The sequence below is a fragment of the Pseudomonas sp. TH34 genome (genome assembly GCF_016650865.1).
Taxonomy (GTDB): domain Bacteria; phylum Pseudomonadota; class Gammaproteobacteria; order Pseudomonadales; family Pseudomonadaceae; genus Aquipseudomonas; species Aquipseudomonas yamanorum.
On the sequence record NZ_JAEKFB010000023.1, the window covers coordinates 213,661 to 235,265 of the forward strand.

Annotated in this window: 19 protein-coding genes; 5 read left to right on the forward strand and 14 right to left on the reverse strand. The window is 61.1% G+C overall.

Features of this window, described 5'->3' with window-relative positions:
* Positions 1-75: 75 nt before the first annotated feature.
* The 4 genes from JFU58_RS19270 to JFU58_RS19285 all read right to left on the reverse strand — a co-directional run bounded on the left by JFU58_RS19270 (position 76) and on the right by JFU58_RS19285 (position 5,135).
* Positions 76-2,544, reverse strand: coding sequence for a TonB-dependent siderophore receptor (locus tag JFU58_RS19270; RefSeq protein ID WP_201141656.1), 2,469 nt, complete (start codon positions 2,542-2,544; stop codon positions 76-78).
* A 96-nt stretch (positions 2,545-2,640) separates the two neighbouring features.
* Entirely contained in the window at positions 2,641-3,600 is a 960-nt protein-coding gene (locus JFU58_RS19275) for a FecR domain-containing protein (RefSeq protein ID WP_201141658.1), read from the reverse strand.
* The gene (locus tag JFU58_RS19280) at positions 3,597-4,127 is read right to left on the reverse strand and encodes a sigma-70 family RNA polymerase sigma factor (RefSeq protein WP_063030786.1); all 531 of its coding nucleotides are present in this window, start codon (positions 4,125-4,127) and stop codon (positions 3,597-3,599) included. The genes JFU58_RS19275 and JFU58_RS19280 overlap by 4 nt, the downstream gene beginning before the upstream one ends.
* A gap of 96 nt (positions 4,128-4,223) precedes the next feature.
* Positions 4,224-5,135 carry a LysR family transcriptional regulator gene (locus tag JFU58_RS19285; protein ID WP_063030784.1) on the reverse strand — a complete coding sequence of 304 codons (912 nt, stop codon included), beginning with the start codon at positions 5,133-5,135 and terminating at the stop codon, positions 4,224-4,226.
* 110 nt (positions 5,136-5,245) lie between these two features.
* Between JFU58_RS19285 and JFU58_RS19290 the strand changes: the two genes are divergently transcribed.
* Positions 5,246-6,091, forward strand: coding sequence for an oxidoreductase (locus tag JFU58_RS19290; RefSeq protein ID WP_201141660.1), 846 nt, complete (start codon positions 5,246-5,248; stop codon positions 6,089-6,091).
* Between the two features lie 136 nt (positions 6,092-6,227).
* Here the strand turns inward: JFU58_RS19290 and JFU58_RS19295 are convergent, their stop codons facing one another.
* The 7 genes from JFU58_RS19295 to gloB form a co-directional block, all read right to left on the reverse strand.
* A complete protein-coding gene (locus JFU58_RS19295) occupies positions 6,228-7,832 on the reverse strand; it encodes an ABC transporter ATP-binding protein (protein WP_017477555.1) in 1,605 nt (534 codons plus the stop codon).
* A 1-nt stretch (position 7,833) separates the two neighbouring features.
* Complete coding sequence (locus tag JFU58_RS19300) at positions 7,834-8,844, reverse strand: microcin C ABC transporter permease (protein WP_201141682.1); 1,011 nt, start codon at positions 8,842-8,844, stop codon at positions 7,834-7,836.
* A gap of 9 nt (positions 8,845-8,853) precedes the next feature.
* The gene (locus JFU58_RS19305) at positions 8,854-9,927 is read right to left on the reverse strand and encodes a microcin C ABC transporter permease YejB (protein WP_017477557.1); all 1,074 of its coding nucleotides are present in this window, start codon (positions 9,925-9,927) and stop codon (positions 8,854-8,856) included.
* Between the two features lies 1 nt (position 9,928).
* Complete coding sequence (locus JFU58_RS19310; protein ID WP_093197592.1) at positions 9,929-11,767, reverse strand: extracellular solute-binding protein; 1,839 nt, start codon at positions 11,765-11,767, stop codon at positions 9,929-9,931.
* Positions 11,764-13,593: an extracellular solute-binding protein gene (locus JFU58_RS19315; RefSeq protein ID WP_177026746.1), complete on the reverse strand. Its 1,830-nt coding sequence runs from the start codon at positions 13,591-13,593 to the stop codon at positions 11,764-11,766. Before JFU58_RS19315 ends, JFU58_RS19310 begins: the two co-directional genes overlap by 4 nt.
* 168 nt (positions 13,594-13,761) lie before the next feature.
* Complete coding sequence (locus JFU58_RS19320; RefSeq protein WP_063030777.1) at positions 13,762-15,174, reverse strand: lytic transglycosylase domain-containing protein; 1,413 nt, start codon at positions 15,172-15,174, stop codon at positions 13,762-13,764.
* Positions 15,175-15,272: 98 nt separating this feature from the next.
* On the reverse strand, positions 15,273-16,040 hold the full coding sequence (gene gloB / locus JFU58_RS19325) for a hydroxyacylglutathione hydrolase (protein WP_063030775.1): 768 nt from the start codon (positions 16,038-16,040) through the stop codon (positions 15,273-15,275).
* A gap of 65 nt (positions 16,041-16,105) precedes the next feature.
* Here gloB and JFU58_RS19330 point away from each other — a divergent pair, with 65 nt between their 5' ends.
* Both JFU58_RS19330 and rnhA read left to right on the forward strand, forming a co-directional pair.
* Positions 16,106-16,864, forward strand: a complete 759-nt coding sequence (locus JFU58_RS19330) for a class I SAM-dependent methyltransferase (RefSeq protein WP_017477562.1) — start codon at positions 16,106-16,108, stop codon at positions 16,862-16,864.
* Positions 16,865-16,965: 101 nt separating this feature from the next.
* A complete protein-coding gene (gene rnhA / locus JFU58_RS19335) occupies positions 16,966-17,418 on the forward strand; it encodes a ribonuclease HI (RefSeq protein WP_003207474.1) in 453 nt (150 codons plus the stop codon).
* 3 nt (positions 17,419-17,421) lie between these two features.
* Here the strand turns inward: rnhA and JFU58_RS19340 are convergent, their stop codons facing one another.
* Together JFU58_RS19340 and JFU58_RS19345 are read right to left on the reverse strand one after the other, a co-directional pair.
* A complete protein-coding gene (locus tag JFU58_RS19340) occupies positions 17,422-18,342 on the reverse strand; it encodes a glycerophosphodiester phosphodiesterase family protein (protein ID WP_242488282.1) in 921 nt (306 codons plus the stop codon).
* Positions 18,343-18,408: 66 nt separating this feature from the next.
* A complete protein-coding gene (locus tag JFU58_RS19345) occupies positions 18,409-18,723 on the reverse strand; it encodes a DUF2388 domain-containing protein (RefSeq protein ID WP_063030774.1) in 315 nt (104 codons plus the stop codon).
* 199 nt (positions 18,724-18,922) lie between these two features.
* On the opposite strand from JFU58_RS19345, the gene dnaQ reads away from it, so the two are divergent.
* Positions 18,923-19,663 (forward strand): DNA polymerase III subunit epsilon, encoded by a 741-nt coding sequence (gene dnaQ / locus JFU58_RS19350; protein WP_167410183.1) that lies wholly within the window; start codon positions 18,923-18,925, stop codon positions 19,661-19,663.
* Between the two features lie 3 nt (positions 19,664-19,666).
* Here the strand turns inward: dnaQ and JFU58_RS19355 are convergent, their stop codons facing one another.
* Entirely contained in the window at positions 19,667-20,527 is an 861-nt protein-coding gene (locus JFU58_RS19355) for a LysR substrate-binding domain-containing protein (protein WP_003207477.1), read from the reverse strand.
* Positions 20,528-20,767: 240 nt separating this feature from the next.
* Between JFU58_RS19355 and JFU58_RS19360 the strand changes: the two genes are divergently transcribed.
* Positions 20,768-21,604 (forward strand): transporter substrate-binding domain-containing protein, encoded by an 837-nt coding sequence (locus tag JFU58_RS19360; protein ID WP_201141664.1) that lies wholly within the window; start codon positions 20,768-20,770, stop codon positions 21,602-21,604.
* Position 21,605: the final 1 nt, after the last annotated feature.

Below are 21,605 nucleotides of genomic sequence, written 5' to 3' on the forward strand. Positions count from 1 at the left end.
AAGACGTACCTTCCTGATGGGGTGTAGCCCGAGTCGACTGCCGGTGCAGGCGCTACGGCAGTCTGGCGTTTGGGCTCAAAAATCCCAGCGGGTCGCCAATTGCAGGCTGCGCGGCTCGCCGTAGAAACCGGTGCCGAAGTTGCCCAGGCCGGTGTAGTACTTTTTGTCGAACAGGTTCTTCACGTTCAACGTGGTGCTCAGGTGCTCGTTGAAGCGGTAGCGCGCCATCACGTCCACCAGGAAGTAGCTGTCCTGAGTGATGCGTGAGTTGTGGCCGAAATTCACCGAGTCATTGGGATCGGGCTGGAACACATTGCCGAAGAACTCGCTCTGCCAATTCACGCCGCCACCCACGGTCAGGTTTTCCAGAGCGCCGGGCAGCCGATAGGTGTTGAACAGCCGCACCACTTGCTGCGGCGTGGTGGTTTGCAGCACGGAGCCATAGACGTAATCGCCGTTGGCGTCACGGCTGTGCTGGTAGGTGTAGCCCGCCGAGACGTTCCAGCCGTCCAGCACTTCACCGGCCAGTTCGACTTCAAAGCCCTTGGTGGTGGCGCCGGCAATCGGGCGATACACCGAGTCGGTCTCAAACCCGGAAACGTACTGTGCGACGTTGTCCTGTTCGATGCGGAATGCGGCAAAACTGGCGTTCAGGCGGCCGTCGAAAAACGCTGCCTTGAGCCCGGCTTCGTAGGTGTCACCTTCAATCGGATCGAGCAACTTGCGGTCGGCGTCCTTGCTGTTCTGCGGCTTGTAGATCTTGGTGTAGCTGGTGTACACCGACCAGATGTCATTCAGGTCGTAGACGATGCCTGCATAGGGCGTGACGACGCCCGTCTGGCGGTAGGTGAGACGGTTGTCGGCCTTGGTCGGGTCGTAGAAGTCGGTGTTGTCGGTGCCGCTGAAGTTGCTGACGCGGGTACCCAGGATCACCGACAAGTCATCGGTGGGTTTCAAGCGCGTGGCCAGGTACGCGCCGGTCTGGCGTTGCACGATGTCGTTCTGGCCGCTGCGGGGAATGTCAGGCTTCGGGTATTCGCCGCGCCAGTCGTAAATGCTGCCACCCACGGGTGGGTAGATCGAGCCGTACACCGGCACGTCCTGTTTGGAGCGGGTGGCCATGAAGCCCATGATCAATTCATGCTCGCGCCCGAACAGGCTGAAGGGGCCATTGAGGTTGATGTCCAGGGTGTTTTGCACCTGGTCACCCTTGTACTTGCCCATGAACATGTACATCCCGTCGCCCGTGACCGGGTCCGGGTTGCCGCCGCTGGCGGAGGCGAGCAGGGTGTCGTGCTGGCTGCGCTTGCGGTCGAGGCTGACTTTCAGCGACCAGTCGTTCGCCAGCTTTTGTTCCACCGAGGCAAACAGGGTCTGGTTCTGGAAGTCGCGGCGGCTCCAGTCGGCAGCCGGGTTAAACGAGCGCGAGAAATCGGTGCGCGAACCGTTGCTGAAGTACATCGGGAAACCGGTCCAGCTGGCGCCGCGGGAGCGGGTGTCCTGCTGGTCGATGCCGAAGGTCAGCAGGGTGTCGGGCGTCAAGTCGGCCTCGAGAATGCCGTAGGCGATGTCCTTGGTGTTCTGGTAGTGGTCCAGGTACGACTGGCGGTCCTGATACACACCGACAAAACGCCCGCGCACATTGCCGGAGTCGGTCAGTGGCCCGGAAATATCGCCTTCGGTGCGGTAGTTGTCCCACGAGCCGAACGTCTGGGTGACCGAGGCCTTGAAATCCCGGGTGGGCTTTTTGCGAATCAGGTTGACCGTGGCCGAGGGGTCGCCCGAACCGGACATCAGGCCGGCCGAACCCTTGATGATTTCCAGGCGGTCATACACCGCCATGTCGGTGCTGGTGGTGCCGTAGTCATACACGCCGTCGTAGGTGGAGTTGACCCCGTCGTACTGGAAGTTGGTGATCGGCAGGCCGCGGCTGGAAAACTCCCAGCGCTCGCTGTCGTAGTTCTGCACGCTCACGCCGGGCGCACGACGCAGGGTGTCGGCGATGCTGGTGGAACCCTGGTCATCCATTTGCTGGCGGGTGATGACCGTCACCGATTGCGGTGTCTCACGCATCGACAGCGCCAGGCCGGTGGCCGAGGCCATGGCGCCGGTGGTGTAGGCGTGAGTGTCTTCGGTAGTGGCGCCCAGGCCTTCGCCGGAGATGGTGGTGGCGCCCAGCTCCAGGGCGCCGGTGTTGGCTGGAATCAACTCCAGCACGTAGCCGTTGTTGCCCTGGGGCACGGCCTGCAGGCCGCTGCCTTGCAACAGCCGTTGCAAACCGCTGGCCGGGGTGTAGCTGCCGTTGAGGCCCGGGCTGGTTTTGCCGCTGGCCAGGCTGTTGTGGCCGGCGAAAAAGATCCCTGACTGCTCGGCGAAGCTGTTCAGCACGTTGACCAAAGAACCCGCGGCGATGGTGTAGTGGCGGGCGGTTTCCTGAGTCGACGGCGACTCGGCGGCTTGCGCGTCGAGCGCGCCCAGGCACAACAAGGTAGCAGTAACGGCCAGCGCCAGCGGGCGCAAAGTGAAGCGAGCGGGTTGCGACATGAACATTCCCTTTGGATCAAATCGATCGGCGAATTGAAAGCATCTGCTGGGTTAACCGAACGAGTTTTGGAAAAGGGAACTGACGGCTGAAAGTTTTTATGCGCTTGGGTGTTTGGGCCTGACCGTGACCCACCACGGCATGAGTGTGTCGACCTGAATCGGCAGCGCGGCCTGTAGCAGGCGCAGTGCGTGGTCGCTGTCTTTGAGGGGGAACGAGCCCATCACCGGCAGTTGCGCCACGGCTGGATCACAACCCAGGTGGCCGGAGCGAAAACGGTTGAGTTCGGCGATCAGTTCGCCAAGCGGCAGGTTGTCGGCCAGCAACACGCCACGGCTCCAGGCCTCACGGGTGGCGGATGCGGGTGAGTTAAGGTTGAACCCGTCGCGGGTGAAGGCCACTTGTTTCCCGGCCTCAATGATCTGTACCTGATGGCTCGCGGCAGTGCGCACTTCAACCCGGCCTTCAAACACATTGAGCAAGGTGCTGTCGCCGTCCTGCACCACGCTGAAGCGGGTGCCGAGTGCCCGCAGGCGACCCTGTTGAGTCTCCACCAGGAACGGGCGGGTCGGGTCCTTGGCGGTCTCAATCAGCACTTCGCCGAAACGCAGGTGCAGCAAGCGCTGGCCCCGGTCAAAACGTACATCCAGGGCGCTCAAGGCGTTCAACCACAGACGACTGCCATCGTCCAGCAGCGCTTCGCGGGTTTCACCTCCAGCGGTGGCGTAGTCGGCATTCCAGCCGCCCACCAGCCGTGGCAGGGCGGTGTTGCGCCAGGTGCCCCAGGCCAGCGTTGAGCCGGCACACAACACCAGCAGGGTCTTGAGCGTCTGGCGCCGAGAGCTGCGCAACGCACGGCTGGCGCTGTGGGATTGCTCGGCCAACGGGGCAAAGCGTTGGCTGACCCGCTCTACATAACCCCAGGCGGCCTGGTGTTCCGGACTTTGTCGCAGCCATGCCTGCCAGTGCTGGGCAGCCTCGGGCTGATCCTGCAGGCGTACATACCACTGGGCCGCCTGTTCCAGGCTGACATGGCTGAGTTTTCCGGGGCTGGTCACTCCACGAGCATCCCGTCCAGTTCCGCTTCGAGCACCGCGCAATGCAGCAGCGCCTGGGCCAGGTATTTTTTCACCATCCGTTCGCCCACCCCGAGTTGCTCACCGATCTGCTTGTAGGGCATGCCGTGTAACTGTGCCAGTAAAAACGCTTCGCGCACCTTGTGGGGCAGTCGGGCGAGCATGGCGTCCACTTCGTAGAGGGTTTCGACGATGATCGCCCGTTGTTCCGGCGAAGGTTGCAGGGCTTGCGGCCGATCCGCGAGGCTTTGCAGCCACGCCTGTTCCAGTTGGCGCCGGCGCCAGTGATCGATGCACAGCCCCCGGGCGATGGTGGCCAAGTAGGAGCGCTCCCGCGTCTCATCGGTGTCGGCAGGCGGACGCTTGAGCACCCGGATAAACGTGTCGTGGGCCAGGTCCGCCGCATCCCAGCGATTGCTCAGGCGCCTGCGCAGCAGCCCCAGCAGCCAGGAATGGTGATTGCCGTAGAGGTCGCTGAATGAGGTGGGCGAGGTCGACACAGTATCCATGTGGCGTAGAAGCCTTGGCGTAAATAAGAATTGGTCGCGATTAAACCAAAGGGCCGGGCGCTGCGCAAATGATATTGGTTTGCTTTTGCGGCGCTGTCAGAGCCCACGCTTCTCGGCAATCCACGCGGTGGCCAGGTCGATAAAGGCCCGCAGTTTCGGTTGGCTCTGGGTTCGGGCGGGGAAATACAGGTACAGCCCGCTGCTTGGCGGTACGAAAGATTGCAGCACGGGTTCCAGTGCGCCTGAAGCCAGGTCCTCCATGACCTCGAAATCACTCACGTACGCCAGGCCCTGGCCGGCGCGCGCGGCGGCGATCATCAGGTTGCGGTCATTGACGATCAGCCCGCCTTGAACGCCGACCGTGAATTCCCGGCCCGCCCGCTCGAATTCCCAGCGGTGAGCCATGCCCGACGTCAGGAAGCGATAGCCGATAGTTTCATGGGCGGTGAGCTCTTCCGGCGTTGTCGGCTTGCCGGCCTTGGCGAAGTAGTCGGGAGAGCCCACCACCGACCACTTCAAGTCCGGTGTCAGGCGTACGGCGACCATATCCTTGTCGATGGATTCCCCCAGGCGAATACCGGCGTCGAAGCCCTGAGTCACCAGATCCACGGCGGCATCGTCCAGGGAAATATCGAGCACCACATCCGGAAACGCCTCACGAAAGCGTGGAATCAACGGCTCGATCAGCAGCTTGCCCGACAACCTCGGCACCGTCAGGCGCAAGGTGCCCATGGGGCGGTCGCGGTAGCCACTGAGGGCCGCCAGCGCGTCGTCGATTTCTCCGGCGGCGGGGCGCAGGCGGCTGTAAAGCGTCATTCCGGCCTCAGTCAGCGCCACCCGGCGCGTGGTGCGTTGGAACAGCACTACACCCGTGCGCTTCTCCAGGGTTTTTACCGCATGGCTGACCGCCGTCGGCGTAACCCCCAGGCGCGCGGCGGCTTGAGTGAAGTTCTTAAGCTCAGCCACTGCGAGGAACTCGGTCAAGCCATTGAAGGGATCAAGGTTCATTCACGGACCATTATGAAAGAGAGTTTCATAGTGCTTGTAGCACGAGACGATTTTTCCGGCTAATGCCACGGCGTACCTTTACTTCACTTTCACTCCATCAGGTACGGATCATGACAACGGCACATTCCTTCAAGCGTGTTTGGTTGGTAACCGGGGCTTCCCGAGGCATCGGCGCGAAAATCGTCGCAGCGGCACTGGCCCACGGCGATGCAGTGGTGGCAACGGCCCGTAATGCCCAGACAGTCATCGAGCGTTTCGGCGCCCAACCTGGCCTGCTGGCCGTGCAGTTGGATGTGACCGACGAAACCCAGGCAGCCGACGTTGCCCGCGCCGCCGTCGAGCACTTCGGGCGCATCGATGTGTTGGTCAACAATGCCGGTTTTGGCTTACTGGGTGCGGTGGAGGAGGCGTCTGCCGATGAGGTTCGCCGCTTGTACGAAACCAATGTCTTCGGCCTGCTCAATGTCACACGGGGTGTATTGCCGTTCATGCGCCAGGCGCGCAGTGGGCATGTGATCAATATTTCGTCGGTAGGCGGCTTCCGTTCGGGGGCGGGATTCGGCACGTATTGCTCGACCAAGTTTGCTGTTGAAGGTTTGAGCGAAGCGCTGCACGCAGAACTCGCCCCCTTGGGCGTCAAGGTGACGGTGGTGGAGCCGGGTTATTTCCGTACCGATTTCCTGGACGGCAACTCCCTGGTGGAGTCGCCCTTGATCATCGACGATTATGCCGCCACCTCCGGCGAGGTGCGCAAGCTGGCCAAGGTCTACAACCAGCAGCAACCGGGTAATCCGGAGCTGCTGGCTGTGGCCATGATCAAATTGGTGGAAGCGCCGCATCCACCGATGCGCCTGGCCTTGGGCACCGACACGTTGCAGGCGATCGAGGCCAAGCTGGCCTACGTCAAGGAAGAGACCGCCGCCTGGCGTGAGTTGTCGGCCTCTACCGATTTCTGACACCCAATGGCGTAGCAGCTGTCGAGCCCCAGCGAGGCTGCGTTAGTCGCACCGCTGTTATCGAGCCTGGCATTGCACCGAGGCGCGCCTGACGCAGCCTCGCTGGGGCTCGACAGCTGCTACGGTGGTTCTACTGCTAGGGGCCGGGCACCAGGAACGCTGCCTCGAGCAGTTGCCGGGTGTAGGCATGCTGGGGGTTGGCGAAGATCGCAGGTGCATCCCCTTGCTCCACCGCCTGCCCGTGCTTGACCACCATCAGCTGGTGACTCAAGGCCTTGACCACGGCGAGGTCGTGGCTGATGAACAGGTAGGTCAGGTTGTACTTGGCCTGCAGGTTGCGCAGCAGTTCCACCACCTGGCGTTGCACGGTCCGGTCGAGGGCCGAGGTCGGTTCATCCAGCAAAATCAGACGTGGCTTGAGCACCAACGCGCGGGCAATAGCGATGCGCTGGCGTTGGCCGCCGGAAAACTCGTGGGGGTAGCGATTGCGGGTTTCCGGGTCCAGGCCTACTTCCTTGAGCGCGGCGATAATCGCCGCTTCCTGCTCGGCGGCAGTCCCCATCTTGTGGATGCGCAGGCCTTCGCCGACGATTTCGCTCACGCACATGCGCGGGCTCAGGCTGCCAAACGGGTCCTGGAACACCACCTGCATTTCCCGGCGCAGCGGGCGCACCTGCTGCTGGCTGAGTTTGTCCATCTGATGACCTTCGAAGCGAATGCCACCCTTGCTCGCAATCAGCCGCAAAATCGCCAGGCCTAAAGTGGACTTGCCCGAACCACTTTCACCGACGATGCCAAGGGTCTGGCCCTGGGGCAGGCTGAAGTTGATGCCGTCCACTGCCTTGACGTAATCGACGGTATTGCGCAGGAAGCCTTTTTTGATCGGGAACCAGACCTTCAGGTCGTCGACTTCGAGCAGCGGAGGGCCAATTTCATTGGTGGCAGGGCCGCCGCTGGGCTCGGCTGCCAGCAGCTCCTGGGTGTACGGATGCTGCGGCGACTGGAACAGGGTTTCGCATTCGGCCTGTTCGACGATGCAGCCTTTTTGCATCACACATACCCGGTGGGCAATGCGCCTGACCAGGTTCAGGTCATGACTGATCAACAGCAAGGCCATGCCCAGGCGCGCCTGCAACTCTTTGAGCAGCTCCAGGATCTTCAACTGTACGGTGACGTCGAGCGCCGTGGTCGGTTCGTCGGCAATCAGCAGCTCCGGCTCATTGGCCAGGGCCATGGCGATCATCACCCGCTGGCGCTGGCCGCCGGACAGCTCGTGGGGCAGGGCCTTGAGACGCTTGTGGGGCTCGGGGATGCCTACGAGTTCCAGCAGCTCCAGGGTGCGTTTGGTGGCGACCTTGCCGGTCAAGCCCTTATGCAGGCCGAGCACTTCGTTGATCTGCTTCTCGATGGAGTGCAGCGGGTTCAGCGAGGTCATCGGCTCCTGGAAGATCATCGCAATCCGGTTGCCGCGGATATGCCGGATGGTCTTTTCTTTCAGGGTCAGCAAATCGTGGTTGGCGTACTGGATCGTCCCCGACGGGTGTCGTGCCAGCGGGTAGGGCAGCAGGCGCAGGATCGAGTGCGCCGTGACCGACTTGCCCGAGCCGCTTTCGCCCACCAGCGCCAGGGTTTCGCCGCGCTTGATATCGAAGCTGACGTTGTTCACCACACGCTGGTGGGTGTTGCCTACGACGAACTCGACGGAGAGGTCGCGGACTTCGATCAGATTGTCCTGATTCATCTCATTTCCTCGGGTCGAAGGCATCGCGAGCGGACTCGCCGATAAACACCAGCAAACTCAACATGATCGCCAGCACGGCAAACGCACTCATGCCCAGCCACGGCGCCTGCAGGTTGGATTTGCCCTGGGCCACCAGCTCACCCAGGGACGGCGAGCCGGCCGGCAGGCCAAAGCCCAGGAAGTCCAGGGCGGTGAGGGTGCCGATGGCGCCGGTCAGGATGAACGGCATGAAGGTCATGGTGGAGACCATGGCGTTGGGCAGGATATGGCGGAACATGATCGCGCCGTTCTGCATCCCCAGCGCCCGCGCCGCCCGCACGTATTCCAGATTACGCCCGCGCAGGAATTCGGCGCGCACCACGTCCACCAGGCTCATCCAGGAAAACAGCAGCATGATCCCCAGCAGCCACCAGAAATTGGGCTGCACGAAACTGGCGAGGATGATCAGCAAATACAGCACCGGCAAGCCCGACCAGATCTCCAGGAAGCGCTGCCCGGCCAGGTCGACCCAGCCACCGTAGAAACCCTGCAAGGCCCCGGCGATCACGCCGATGATCGAACTGAGTACGGTCAACGTCAGGGCAAACAGCACGGAAATCCTGAACCCGTAGATCACCCGTGCCAGTACATCGCGGCCCTGGTCATCGGTGCCCAGCAGGTTGTCCCGTGACGGCGGCGCGGGCGCCGGGACTTTCAGGTCGTAGTTGATGCTCTGGTAGCTGAACGGGATCGGCGCCCACAACGTCCAGGCATCCTTGGCTTTGAGCAGCTCCTGGATATACGGGCTCTTGTAGTTGGCTTCCAGCGGGAATTCGCCGCCGAAGGTGGTCTCGGGGTAGCGCTTGAGCGCCGGGAAATACCAGTCGCCGTCGTAATGCACCGCCAGCGGCTTGTCGTTGGCGATCAGCTCGGCACCCAGGCTCAGGCCGGATAGAATCAGGAACAGCCATAGCGACCACCAGCCACGCTTGTTGGCCTTGAAACGTTCGAACCGCCGACGATTGAGGGGGATAGATTCATCTCAATGCTCCCGGCTGGCGAAGTCGATACGCGGATCGACCAGGGTGTAGGTGAGGTCACCGATCAGTTTCACCACCAGCCCCAGCAGGGTGAAGATAAACAGCGTGCCAAAAACCACCGGATAGTCGCGGTTGATCGCCGCTTCAAAGCTCATCAGGCCCAGGCCGTCGAGGGAGAAGATCACTTCCACCAGCAACGAGCCGGTAAAGAAGATGCCGATAAAGGCCGACGGGAAGCCAGCGATCACCAGCAGCATCGCGTTGCGAAACACGTGGCCGTAGAGCACGCGGTGATTGGTCAGGCCCTTGGCCTTGGCGGTGACCACGTACTGTTTGTTGATCTCGTCCAGAAAGCTGTTTTTGGTGAGCAGGGTCATGGTCGCGAAGTTGCCGATCACCAAAGCCGTCACGGGCAGGGCGAGGTGCCAGAAGTAATCGAGGATCTTGCCGCCCCAGCTCAATTCATCAAAGTTGTTGGACGTGAGCCCGCGTAACGGAAACCAGTCGAAGTAACTGCCGCCGGCGAACACCACGATCAGCAGGATCGCAAACAGGAACGCCGGGATCGCATAGCCGACGATGATCGCCGAGCTGGTCCACACGTCAAAGTGGCTGCCGTGCCGCGTAGCCTTGGCGATCCCCAGGGGTATCGACACCAGGTACATGATCAGGGTGCTCCACAACCCGAGTGAGATGGACACCGGCATCTTTTCCTTGATCAGGTCGATGACCTTGGCGTCGCGGAAGAAGCTGTCGCCAAAATCCAGCCGGGCGTAGTTCTTGACCATGATCCACAAGCGTTCCGGCGCCGACTTGTCGAAGCCGTACATCTTCTCGATTTCCTTCACCAGCGCCGGGTCCAGGCCCTGGGCGCCGCGATAGCTGGAGCCGGCCACCGAGACTTCGGCACCGCCACCGGCAATCCGGCTGGTGGCGCCTTCAAAGCCTTCGAGCTTGGCGATCATCTGCTCCACCGGGCCACCGGGCGCAGCCTGGATGATCACAAAGTTGATCAGCAAAATGCCGAACAGCGTCGGGATGATCAGCAGCAGTCGACGAACAATATAGGCCAGCATCTCAGTCGCCCCCGCTCGCCGGATCGGCGCTCTGGTTGGTGTCCACGGTTATCGCAGGTTTCGCGTCGGGTTTGCTCCACCAGGTGGCGGTGCCGACGTCATACCGTGGTGAGACCTTCGGATGGCCGAGGTGGTCCCAATACGCCACGCGGAAGGTCTTGATGTGCCAGTTGGGGATCACGTAGTAGCCGAACTGCAGCACGCGGTCGAGTGCCTTGGCGTGGGCCACCAGGCTCTTGCGCGAGTCGGAGTCGATGAGTTCTTCCACCAGTTGGTCGATGGCCGGGTCTTTCAGGCCGATGTAGTTGCGGCTGCCGGGCTTGTCGGCGCTGGATGACTTCCAGTACTCACGCTGCTCGTTACCTGGCGAAGAGGACTGCGGGAAACTGCCCACCACCATGTCGAAATCCCGGGAGCGGATGCGGTTGATGTACTGCGAGATGTCGACCCGGCGGATCACCAGGTCGATCCCCAGGTCTGCCAGGTTGCGCTTGAACGGCAACAGGATGCGTTCGAACTCGGTCTGGGCCAGCAGGAACTCGATGGTCACCGGTTTGCCGGTGCTGTCGACCATCTTGTCGTCGACGATCTTCCAACCGGCCTCTTGCAGCAACTGATAGGCCTCGCGCTGCTGGGTGCGGATCATACCGCTGGCGTCGGTCTTCGACGGCTCGAAGGCTTCGGTGAATACCTGGGGCGGGATTTTGTCCCGCAGCGGTTCAAGAATCGCCAGTTCATCCGGGCCGGGCAGGCCGGTGGCGGCCATCTCGGAGTTTTCGAAATAGCTGCGGCTACGGGTGTAGGCGCCATTGAACAGCTGTTTGTTGCTCCATTCAAAGTCCAGCAACAGGCTGATGGCCTTGCGCACCCGCACGTCCTGGAACATCGGCTTGCGGGTGTTGAACACGAAGCCCTGCATCCCGGTAGGGTTGCCGTTGGGAATTTCTTCCTTGATCAGGCGGCCCTGGGCAACGGCGGGGGTGTTGTAGGCGTTGGCCCAGTTTTTCGCGCTGATTTCCAGCCAGTAATCGAACTGCCCGGCCTTGAGGGCTTCGAGGGCCACGGTGTTGTCGCGGTAGTAATCGGTGACGCGGTAATCGAAGTTGTAGAAACCCTTGTTGATCGGCAGGTCCTTGGCCCAGTAGTCCTTGACCCGCTCGTAGCGGACCGAACGCCCGGCCTTGACCTCCGCCACCTTGTACGGGCCGCTGCCCAACGGAATCTCCAGGTTGCCCTTGGAGAAGTCGCGGCCCTCCCAGTAATGCTTGGGCAACACGGTCAGTTGCCCAAGGATCAGCGGCAGTTCGCGGTTGTTGGTGCGCTTGAACTTGAACAGCACCCGCAGCGGGTCCTCGGCGACCACTTCGTCGACGTCGGCGTAGTAGGTCTTGTAGATCGGCGAGCCGTCCTTCATCAGCGTCTGGAAGCTGAACACCACGTCTTCGGCACGGATCGGGTGGCCGTCGTGAAAGCGCGCTTCGGGGCGAATGTAGAAGCGTACCCAGCTGTTGTCCGGGGCCTTTTCGATCTTGCCGGCCACCAGGCCGTATTCGGTGATGGGTTCGTCCAGGCTTTGCTGGGCAAGGGTGTCGTAGATCAGCCCGATATTGTCTGCCGGCACGCCCTTGCTTATGAACGGGTTGAGGCTGTCGAAGCCGCCCATGCTGGATTCGCGAAAGGTACCGCCCTTGGGTGCGTCGGGATTTACATAGTCGACATGCTTGAAGTCGGCGGGGTACTTGGGTGGTTCGTTATAGAGGGTCAGGGCATGTTGTGGGGCCGCATTGGCCGCGCCGCACAACAACAGGCTGCCAAGGATCGCAGTACGCAAAGGCATCATTGGGCTTTCTCCGAAGCTTTCAGCCACCATGCGCTCAGGCCCAGGCTGTAGGGCGGCGTGGTGACGAAGGCGAACCGGTTGCGGTACGCCAGGCGATGATAGTTGAGGTACCAGTTGGGAATACTGTAGTGCTGCCACAGCAGGACGCGGTCCAGTGCCCGGCCGGCTGCCAATTGTTCTTCACGGGTTTGCGCCGCCAGCAGTTGGTCCAGCAGATGGTCGACCACCGGGTTGGCGATGCCTGCGTAATTCTTGCTGCCCTTGATCCCCACCTGGCTGGAGTGGAAGTACTGCCACTGCTCAAGGCCGGGGCTGAGGGTCTGGTTGAGGGTCATCAGAATCATGTCGAAGTCGAACTGATCGAGGCGTTGTTTGTACTGTGCGCGGTCTACCGTGCGCAAGCGGGCATCGACGCCGATGCTTGTCAGGTTTTCGACATAGGGTTGCAGGATGCGCTCCAGGTTCGGATTCACCAGCAGGATTTCCAGGCGCAGGGGCTGCCCGTCACTGTTAAGCAACCGTTGCCCTGACAGCTTCCAGCCCGCTTCGGCAAGCAAGGCGAGAGCGCGGCGCATGGTGTCCCGGGGGATGCCGCGCCCGTCGGTCTGGGGCAGGCTGAAGGCCTGGGTAAACAGGTTGGCGGGCAGTTGGTCGCGATAGGGTGAGAGCATCAGCCACTCATGGCCGGTGGGCACGCCGGTGGCAGAGAATTCGCTGTTGGGGTAATAGCTGAGGGTGCGTTTATAGGCGCCGCTGAACAGGGTGCGGTTGGTCCACTCGAAATCGAACATCAAGCCCAGGGCTTCACGCACCTTGGCCTGGCTGAAGGCCGGGCGCCGGCTGTTCATGAACAGGCCCTGGCTCTGGGTCGGGATCTGGTGGGCGATCTGCGCCTTGATCACATCACCCCGGTTGACCGCCGGGAAGTTGTAGCCGTTGGCCCAGTTCTTCGCCTGGTGCTCGATATAGATATCGAACTCGCCGGCCTTGAAGGCTTCGAAGGCCACGTCGCTGTCGCGGTAGAACTCCACCTCGACCTTGTCGTAGTTATAGAAACCACGGTTGACCGGCAGGTCCTTGCCCCAGTAATCCTTGACCCGTTCGAACACCAGTTGCCGTCCCGGCGAGACCTTTGTGATGCGGTAAGGTCCGCTGCCCAGTGGGGGCTCGAAGGTGGTGGCCTTGAAGTCACGGTTTTTCCAGTAGTGCTGGGGCAATACTGGCAGCTCGCCCAGACGCAGGATCAGTAACGGGTTGCCGGCGCGCTTGAACACGAAGCGAATGCGGTGCCGGTTAAGAATGTCGACCCGGGCCACTTCCTGCAGGTTGGTGCGGTATTGCGGGTGGCCTTCGGTCAGCAGCGTGCGATAGGAAAACGCCACGTCGTAGGCCGTGATCGGCTTGCCATCGTGGAAGCGCGCTTCGGGGCGCAGGTTGAACACCACCCAGCTGCGGTCCTCGCTGTACTCCACCGATTGGGCAATCAGGCCGTAGCTGGAAGTCGGTTCATCGCCGGAAGGGGCGTACTGGCCCGTACCGACCATCAACGGCTCATTCAGCTCGTTGACCCCGTATTGCAGAAAGTTGGCGGTAGAGACCGGGCTGGAACCCTTGAAGGTGTAAGGGTTGAGGGTGTCGAACGTGCCAAAGGCCATGACCCGCAAAGTGCCGCCCTTGGGCGCTGCGGGGTTTACCCAGTCGAAGTGGGTGAATTTGGCCGGGTACTTGAGCGTGCCGAACTGCGCATAACCGTGGCTCTCGGTGATGGTCGCGTTCGCGGAAAAGCTCAAGGCCAGACTTATTAGTAGAAGGAGGGGACGCTTCAAGTCAGAGATCCGATCCAGGCGGCTTGGGCTTTATGAGCCGTACAGTAACAGCTTGTTCCGATTGGAAAAAGGCTGGCGCCGCAGGAGGGAGACTACAGGCTTGGGTGTGGGTTGGCGGGGTGAAGAACAAAGGGGGAACTGTTGCCAGTTCCCCCTTGTGTTTGCTGCTTACCTCGGTCCGGAAACCACCAACATCTGGCCCGGCTTCAACGCCTGGCCAGTGCGCGGGTTCCAGCGCTTGAGATGTTGCATCTCGACGTTGAAGCGCTTTGCAACGATGTACAGCGAGTCGCCTTTCTTGACCTTGTATTGCACCGGCTTCTTGCTGTCTGCCTTGGCCACCAGCTTGCGGGTGTCCTGCATCACCAGGGTCTGGCCAACCTTGAGCGCCTGGCCATTGAGCTTGTTCCAGCGCTGCAGGTCATGCACATCGACTTTGTTGGCCTTGGCAATCAACGTCAGGTTGTCGCCACTGCGCACCTTGTAGTTGCGGGTGCGACCGGCGATGGCCTTGTGCTCAACGTCGTCGAACACCGGCTTTTTCGGACGCATACTCAGCAATTCTTCGGGCTTCATCGCCGAAAGGCTGCTGGCAAGCAACTGCGCCTTGGAAGTCGGCACCAGCAAATGCTGCGGGCCGTCCAGGGTGGTGCGCTGCTTCAAGGCCGGGTTGAGCTGGAACAGTTCGTCTTCGTCGATCTCGGCCAGCGCGGCGACCCGTGACAGGTCCATGCTGGTTTTGATTTCTACCACTTCAAAGTAGGGCGTGTTGGCAATCGGGTTCAGGTTGACACCGTACGCCTCGGGGGCCAGCACCACCTGGGACAGCGCCAGGAACTTGGGCACGTAGTCCTTGGTTTCCTGGGGCAGTGGCAGGTTCCAGTAGTCCGTCGGCAAGCCGAGCTTCTCGTTACGTTCGATGGCCCGGCTGACCGTGCCTTCGCCCGCATTATAGGCCGCAAGCGCCAGCAGCCAGTCACCGTTGAACATGTCATGCAGACGTGTCAGGTAGTCCAAGGCGGCGGTGGTGGAGGCGGTGATGTCGCGGCGGCCGTCGTAGGCGCGGGTCTGGCGCAGGTTGAAGTAGCGCCCGGTGGCGGGAACGAACTGCCACAGGCCCACCGCATCGCTGCGGGAATAGGCCATTGGGTTGTAGGCACTTTCAATCACTGGCAGCAGCGCCAGCTCCAGGGGCATGTTGCGTTCTTCAAGGCGTTCGACGATGTAGTGAATGTAGAGGCTGCCGCGTTCGCCGGCGTTCTCAAGGAAGGATGGGTTGCTGGCAAACCACAATCGTTGCTGTTCAATGCGCGGGTTGACGCCTAACCCGTCCTGCAATTGAAAGCCCCGGCGCATGCGTTCCCAGACATCCTGGGGCACTTCCGGGCTTGGCTTCTCTGATAGCCAAATGGGTTTTTGCTTGATCTTGGCGGTAAGGTTTGGCTTGGGTTGCACGGTGGATTGTGCGGCAAAATTGGTCGATTGGCAGCCCGCCAGAGTAGCGGACACAGCCACCGCCACGGCTTGAGCCAGGCGGGTCAATGCGTCTGAATGGTTGGTTTTACGAATAGATGACGACATTGGCTGGAAGTAAGTTCCGGGCAAAAATGTCGGGCGATTCTAGAAAGCGCTTTGGTTCCGGTCAACCATTCAGAAATTACGTATCAGAATCCTTCCACTTAGAACGTATCTTTCCACGACCTCAAGCTAGCAAATACCTCACTCCCGGCCTGGTTATCCCGGCCATTCCGTTCGTCCGCTTTTTCTTTAACGGATGTTTCAGAGGTCCGCAGAAAGGGGTTAGTGAGTTTTTCCAGGGCCAGGGTTGAAGGCAATGTGATCTCGCCGTTCGCCCGCAGTTGCCGCACGTTCTCCACCCGTTCGGCGATATCCGCGTTTTGCGGTTCCACGGCCTGGGCGAACTTCAGGTTACTTTGTGTGTATTCATGGGTGCAGTACACCAGCGTGTTGGCCGGCAGTGCCGCCAGGCGTTCCAGGGAGGTGTGCATTTGCTGCGGGGTGCCTTCGAACAGCCGGCCACAACCGGCGGCGAAGAGTGTGTCACCACAGAACAGCACGCCCTCGTGATAAAAGGCGATATGGCCCAGGGTGTGCCCGGGCACGGCAAACACCTCGAAGTCCCAGCCCAGCACGTTGATGCGGTCGTTGTCCTGGAGTGCGACGTCCCGCGCCGGGATTTTTTCGTTCGCCGGGCCGTAGACCGTGGCGCCTGAAACACTTTTCAGTTGCTCGACGCCGCCGACATGATCGTGGTGATGGTGAGTCACCAGGATATCGCTGAGGGTCCAGTCCGGATGCTGCTGGAGCCAGGCCAGTACGGGCGCGGCATCACCGGGATCGACCACCGCGCAGCGCTTGTTCGGCTGATCCTGTAACAACCAGATGTAGTTATCGGTGAAGGCGGGCAGGGCACTGATCTGTATCATTCTTTGATTCGCCAAGCTGAACACATTGGTGCATCTTAGAGCTTCTTGGCGCGTTGGAGAATGCAATGACTGATAAAGCGTTCGCCCAGGCCGATCCCGAGTGGCTGGCACTGATCAGTGCCGCCCGTGAATGGCTGTCCGGGCCTGTCGGGCAATTTTTACTGGATGAAGAACGACGCATGCTCGAAGACGAGCTGGGTCGGTTCTTTGGTGGCTACCTGGTGCATTACGGCCCGTCGGCACAAACCCCGCCGGCGGCGCCCCAGGTACAACGCAATGTGCGCCTGGGGGCGCCGTTGCCGGGTGTCGAGATTGTGTGCGAGGAACAGGCCTGGCCGTTGAGCGAGCATGCGGCCGACGTGGTGGTGTTGCAGCATGGCCTGGATTTCTGCCTGTCGCCCCATGGTTTGCTGCGCGAAGCCGCCAGCAGTGTGCGCCCAGGTGGCCATTTGCTGATCATCGGCATCAACCCCTGGAGCAGTTGGGGTTTGCGCCATGTGTTCGCCCACGACGGGTTGCGCCAGGCGCGCTGCATCTCGCCGTCGCGCGTCGGCGATTGGTTGAACCTGCTGGGCTTTGCGCTGGAGAAACGCCGCTTCGGGTGCTATCGTCCGCCGCTTGCGTCTGCCAAGTGGCAAGGCCGGCTGGCCGGCTGGGAACGCAGGGCCGGTGCCTGGCAATTGTCTGGCGGTGGTTTCTACTTGTTGGTGGCGCGCAAGATCGTCGTTGGCCTGCGCCCGGTGCGTCAGGTACGCCGCGAACCAATGGGCAAGCTCGTGCCGATGCCCATGGCCAAGGTCAATCGCAAGCAGAGCGAACAGTAAAAAACCTTTTTTGATTTCAGGTCGAGTCTCTCGACCTCGGGCCCTTGTCGGTCGATTATCGGCAACCCGCTTTGATGGATCCCGCTTTAATGGACAGTGAAATGACCGATACCGTAGAACTCTTCACCGATGGCGCCTGCAAGGGCAATCCCGGCCCCGGCGGATGGGGCGCCTTGCTGGTGTGCAAGGGCGTGGAGAAGGAGCTGTGGGGCGGCGAAGCCAACACCACCAACAATCGCATGGAGCTGATGGGGGCGATCCGCGGCCTGGAAGAGCTCAAGCGTCGTTGCGACGTGTTGCTGGTGACCGACTCCCAATACGTGATGAAGGGCATCAACGAGTGGATGGTCAATTGGAAGAAGCGCGGCTGGAAAACCGCCGCCAAGGAGCCGGTAAAAAATGCCGACCTGTGGCAGTTGCTCGATGAACAATGCAACCGCCACAACATCACCTGGAAATGGGTGCGCGGGCACATCGGCCATCCCGGCAACGAGCGGGCCGACCAACTGGCCAATCGCGGCGTGGATGAAGTGCGCGGCTACAAGCAAAGCTGACCATCAGTTGCACTGCAGCGGCCATTCGAGCCGCTGCTTCACATCCCGCATTGCCCGCGGTGAGTCCACCAGCACGGCGTCGATCTTCAGGCACGCTGCTGCCCGGTAATCATCGTCGCTGTTGATTCCAATCGCCAGAATGTTGACCTTGCCCTTGGACTGGAAGCAGTTGATCGCCGGTGGCGTCCATAGCTTGGCATTCACGGGTGAGCGTGCTTCGCCCAAGGTGAACGTCTCCACCAGTTCGACTTTTCGCTGATACTCAAACGCCACCCAACTGCCAGCGTGTGGTACCGGACGGCAGCTCTGTGCCAGGGCGACGGCTGCCAGGCGGTTTCGTGTGTCGTCCCGGGATTCAAATAGCCGAGCTTGAGGGAAGCGCGCGAAAGCGGTTTGGTAACTGGCATCGGTGGAGTAGATCAGCACCCGGTTCCACGCATGATTGTGTTTCAGCACACTGGCAACGGCGTTGGCCTGCGCTTCAGCAGGCAAGGCTTTCATATCGAGAATGACGGGGATTGAAGCGGGAATCCTGTCCAGTGCTTGCTGCAATGAAGGCACCGGAGCGGCGTGCGTGCGGTAGGGATAGGTCACCTGCCCGCGGGTATCGGTGAGTTTGAAGTTCCACCCCGCATTCAACTGCTGCAATTGTTCCAGGCTTTGTTTGGCGACGGACCCACTGCCTTGCGTATTCGCGCTCAGGTCGGCAGGGCGATAGAGAACGGGGACGCCGTCACTGCTCAGTTGAACCGTCAGCCAGATCATGTCGACGCCATTTTTCAAGGCGTTGTCGATGGCCGGCAAGGTGTTTTCCGGATAATCCGCGGTGCCCGAACGGTGTGCAACGATCAGCGGAAGCGATTTATCGGGCGTGCCAGTGGGGGCAGATGTGCAGCCCGCGATCATTAATACGGTAATGATCAAGGCGATGGCGCGGCGGTTGGGGGTCACCTGTTGTTACTCTCGCTGAAGGTCGGGGCGGCTGTGACCTTACATGACGAGGATTGCCCTGGCCAACTGCTCGTCCGAGTAGTGTTCGTCCTTGAGCGCCAGGCGAATATGTTCCAGCGCCGATTCCAGCTGAACACCCCTGATCACTCCGTCGCTGGCGACAAAGGCGGCAGCGTCGGTCTTGGCGGCCAGTACCACTTTGTCATCCTTGAAGGACGAACTGGTGCCTTTGGTAGCGCTCATGCTCAGGCTGACCAAGGCGTCGGTGGTCATCACGAAGCTGGTGGCCTGGGTGTTGGTGCTCAGGGCGCCGGTCAGCAAAACGAAGGGCAGCAACGATTTACGCGAGGTCATGGGTTAGCGTCTGCAGCAAGTCGGGGGTGCGCAGGCTATCAACGGCACCTCGTGCAGACTTTATAAGGTTTGCTAATTCTTGTTAAAAACTGTCGCACATGGGCTTCATTTGGCCAGCCCTGGGTCGTTCAGGACATGTCGTGCTAATATCCCGCCCCTTGAAATGTACCAAACCGTTGAGAGCTGAACCCTGATGGCCATCCGATCTGTTGTACTCGATACCGAAACCACCGGCATGCCGGTGACCGACGGCCACCGGATCATTGAAATCGGCTGTGTCGAACTGATGGGCCGTCGCCTCACCGGCCGGCATTTCCACGTCTACCTGCAACCGGATCGGGAAAGTGATGAGGGCGCCATTGGCGTCCACGGCATCACTAACGAATTCCTGGTGGGCAAGCCACGGTTTGCCGAAGTGGCCGATGAGTTCTTCGAGTTCATCAACGGCGCGCAGCTGATCATCCATAACGCGGCGTTCGACGTTGGCTTCATCAACAACGAATTCGCGCTGATGGGCGCGACCGACCGGGCTGATATCACCCGGCACTGCTCGATCCTCGACACCTTGATGATGGCCCGTGAGCGTCACCCGGGCCAGCGCAACAGCCTCGATGCCTTGTGCAAGCGCTATGGGGTCGACAACTCCGGCCGTGAACTCCACGGCGCCTTGCTCGACTCCGAGATTCTCGCCGACGTCTACCTGACCATGACCGGCGGCCAGACCAGCCTGTCCCTGGCCGGTAACGCTTCGGACGGCAATGGTTCGGCAGAAGGCTCGGGCAACCGTCCTTCGGAAATCCGCCGCCTGCCAGCGGATCGTCAGCCCACCACGATTATTCGCGCCAGCGAGCAAGACATGGCCGAACACGCGGCGCGTCTTGAGGCGATCGCCAAGTCCGCCGGCGCACCCGCGTTGTGGACCCAATTGACCCAGCAATAACCGTCATCCCAGCGCCAGCCCCTGGCTGGCCCTGATCAGGTCATAAGCCTTGCGTGCAATCGGGTTCGCCGTGTTCGGGCGGATCCACAGGTAATATGTCACCTCCGGCATCCTCGGCAGCCCGTCGTTCTCTCCCAATACCCGCATGTCCGGCCCGAGCATTTCCATGCTCCGTGGGGTCACGCCGAGCCCTGCGCGCGTGGCCGCCTTGATCCCGATCAGGTTCGATGCCAGGTACGCCTGCCTCCACGGAATGTTCGCCCGCTCCAGCGCCTCGAGGGCATAGCGTCGATAGATGCTCGGCTCATCCACCAGAATCAACGGCAGCGGTTCGCTCGGCGAGTGAATGTATTGCGCCGAACAAATCCACCACACCGGCGAGGTGCGCAGCGCAAAGCCTTCCAGGTTGGCATCGGCGCGGGTGGAGATCACCATGTCGACCTTGCCCCGGTGCAAGTCGTCCATCAGGAACGGGCTGCGGCCCACGTCGATTTCCAGGCGCAGGCGCGGTGCCGAGCGGGCGATGTGGCTGAGGATCGGCGGCAGGATGGTGTCGGCGATGTCGTGGGGCGAGCCGATGCGCAGTACACCGCTGAGGCTGCTTTCCCGCAGGGAGTTGAGTGCATCGTCATTCAACGACAGCATCTGCCGCGCATGCCGCAACAACTGCATCCCAGGTTCTGTCAGCTGCTTTTGCCGACCACGTTTTTCAAACAGGCTGACGCCTACTTGCTGTTCGAGGCGCTGCATATGCTGGGTGACGGAAGATTGCGTGCGGGCGAGATGGGTGCCGGCTTCAGCGAAGCTGTGGTGGTCGACCACGGCGATAAAGGTGCGGAGCAGTTCGAGATCGAGGGTCGACATGGCCATTCCAGGGCATTTTTTATATCAGGGGCGTGAAGATAAACATTACATATATTTATGTGTTGTCGCGTCGAATTTTTACAGAGTCCAATGATTACGAGTATATGGCCAAAAGTGAGGTCGTCCATATACCGGAAGTTATAACGATATTAGATATTTGAATTTCCGTTGCCCCGGCACTCTCCCTAGCATGCCCCCACATCAGGTCGGGGTACGCCGATCGCTAATGAGGGGAGTTCCATGGGTTTTGTGCGCGCGGCGGTAAAACGAAGGTTGCCTGTGGTCCTGGGCGCATTGATCGCCCTGGGCGGCAGCGCGGTGGTTCAGGCCGACGCGACCCTGGACAAGATCCAACAGCGCCATGTGCTGGTGGTCGGCGTGCTGCTGTCCGGCGGGCCGTTTGGCGGCATCGATCCCACCACCCAAAAGCCCAAGGGCTTGAACGTCGACCTGGCCAACGAGCTGGGTCGTCAATTGGATTCCGAAGTGCAACTGGTGCCGGTATTGCCCGCCAACCGCGTGCAGTTCCTGCAACAGGGCAAGGTCGACCTGCTGATTGCCAATATGGAATGGACCGCCGAGCGCGGCGAAATTCTCGGCTTCGTACCAACGCCGTTCTACAGGATCGGCGGCACCGCAGCGGTACTCAAGGACAGCAAAATCACCCATTGGGAAGACCTCAAGGGCCAGCCCGTGTGCACCTCCCAGGGTAGCAGCTACGTCAAGCCGCTGACCGAGCTGGGCGCACAGATCAAAGGCTTCAAGAGCTCCTCCGAATCCCTGCTGGCCCTGCGCGGCAACAACTGCGTCGCGGCGGTGCATGACTCCACCCTGATCAACCCGCTGATCAACGACAGCGCCGAATGGAAGGACTACCGCGCCATCAGCCCCGAGCTGAACCCGGCGCCGTCGGTGATCTGGACTCGCCGCGGCGAGAACGACACCCAGGCCAAGCTCGACCCGATCATCAAGGAACTGCACCGCAGCGGCTGGCTGATCGACGCCCAGACCCGCAACCACATCACCCCGGCGTCCCCGGCGCTGGTGGAGTTGCAGAAACAGTTCAAGGGCGCCTGAC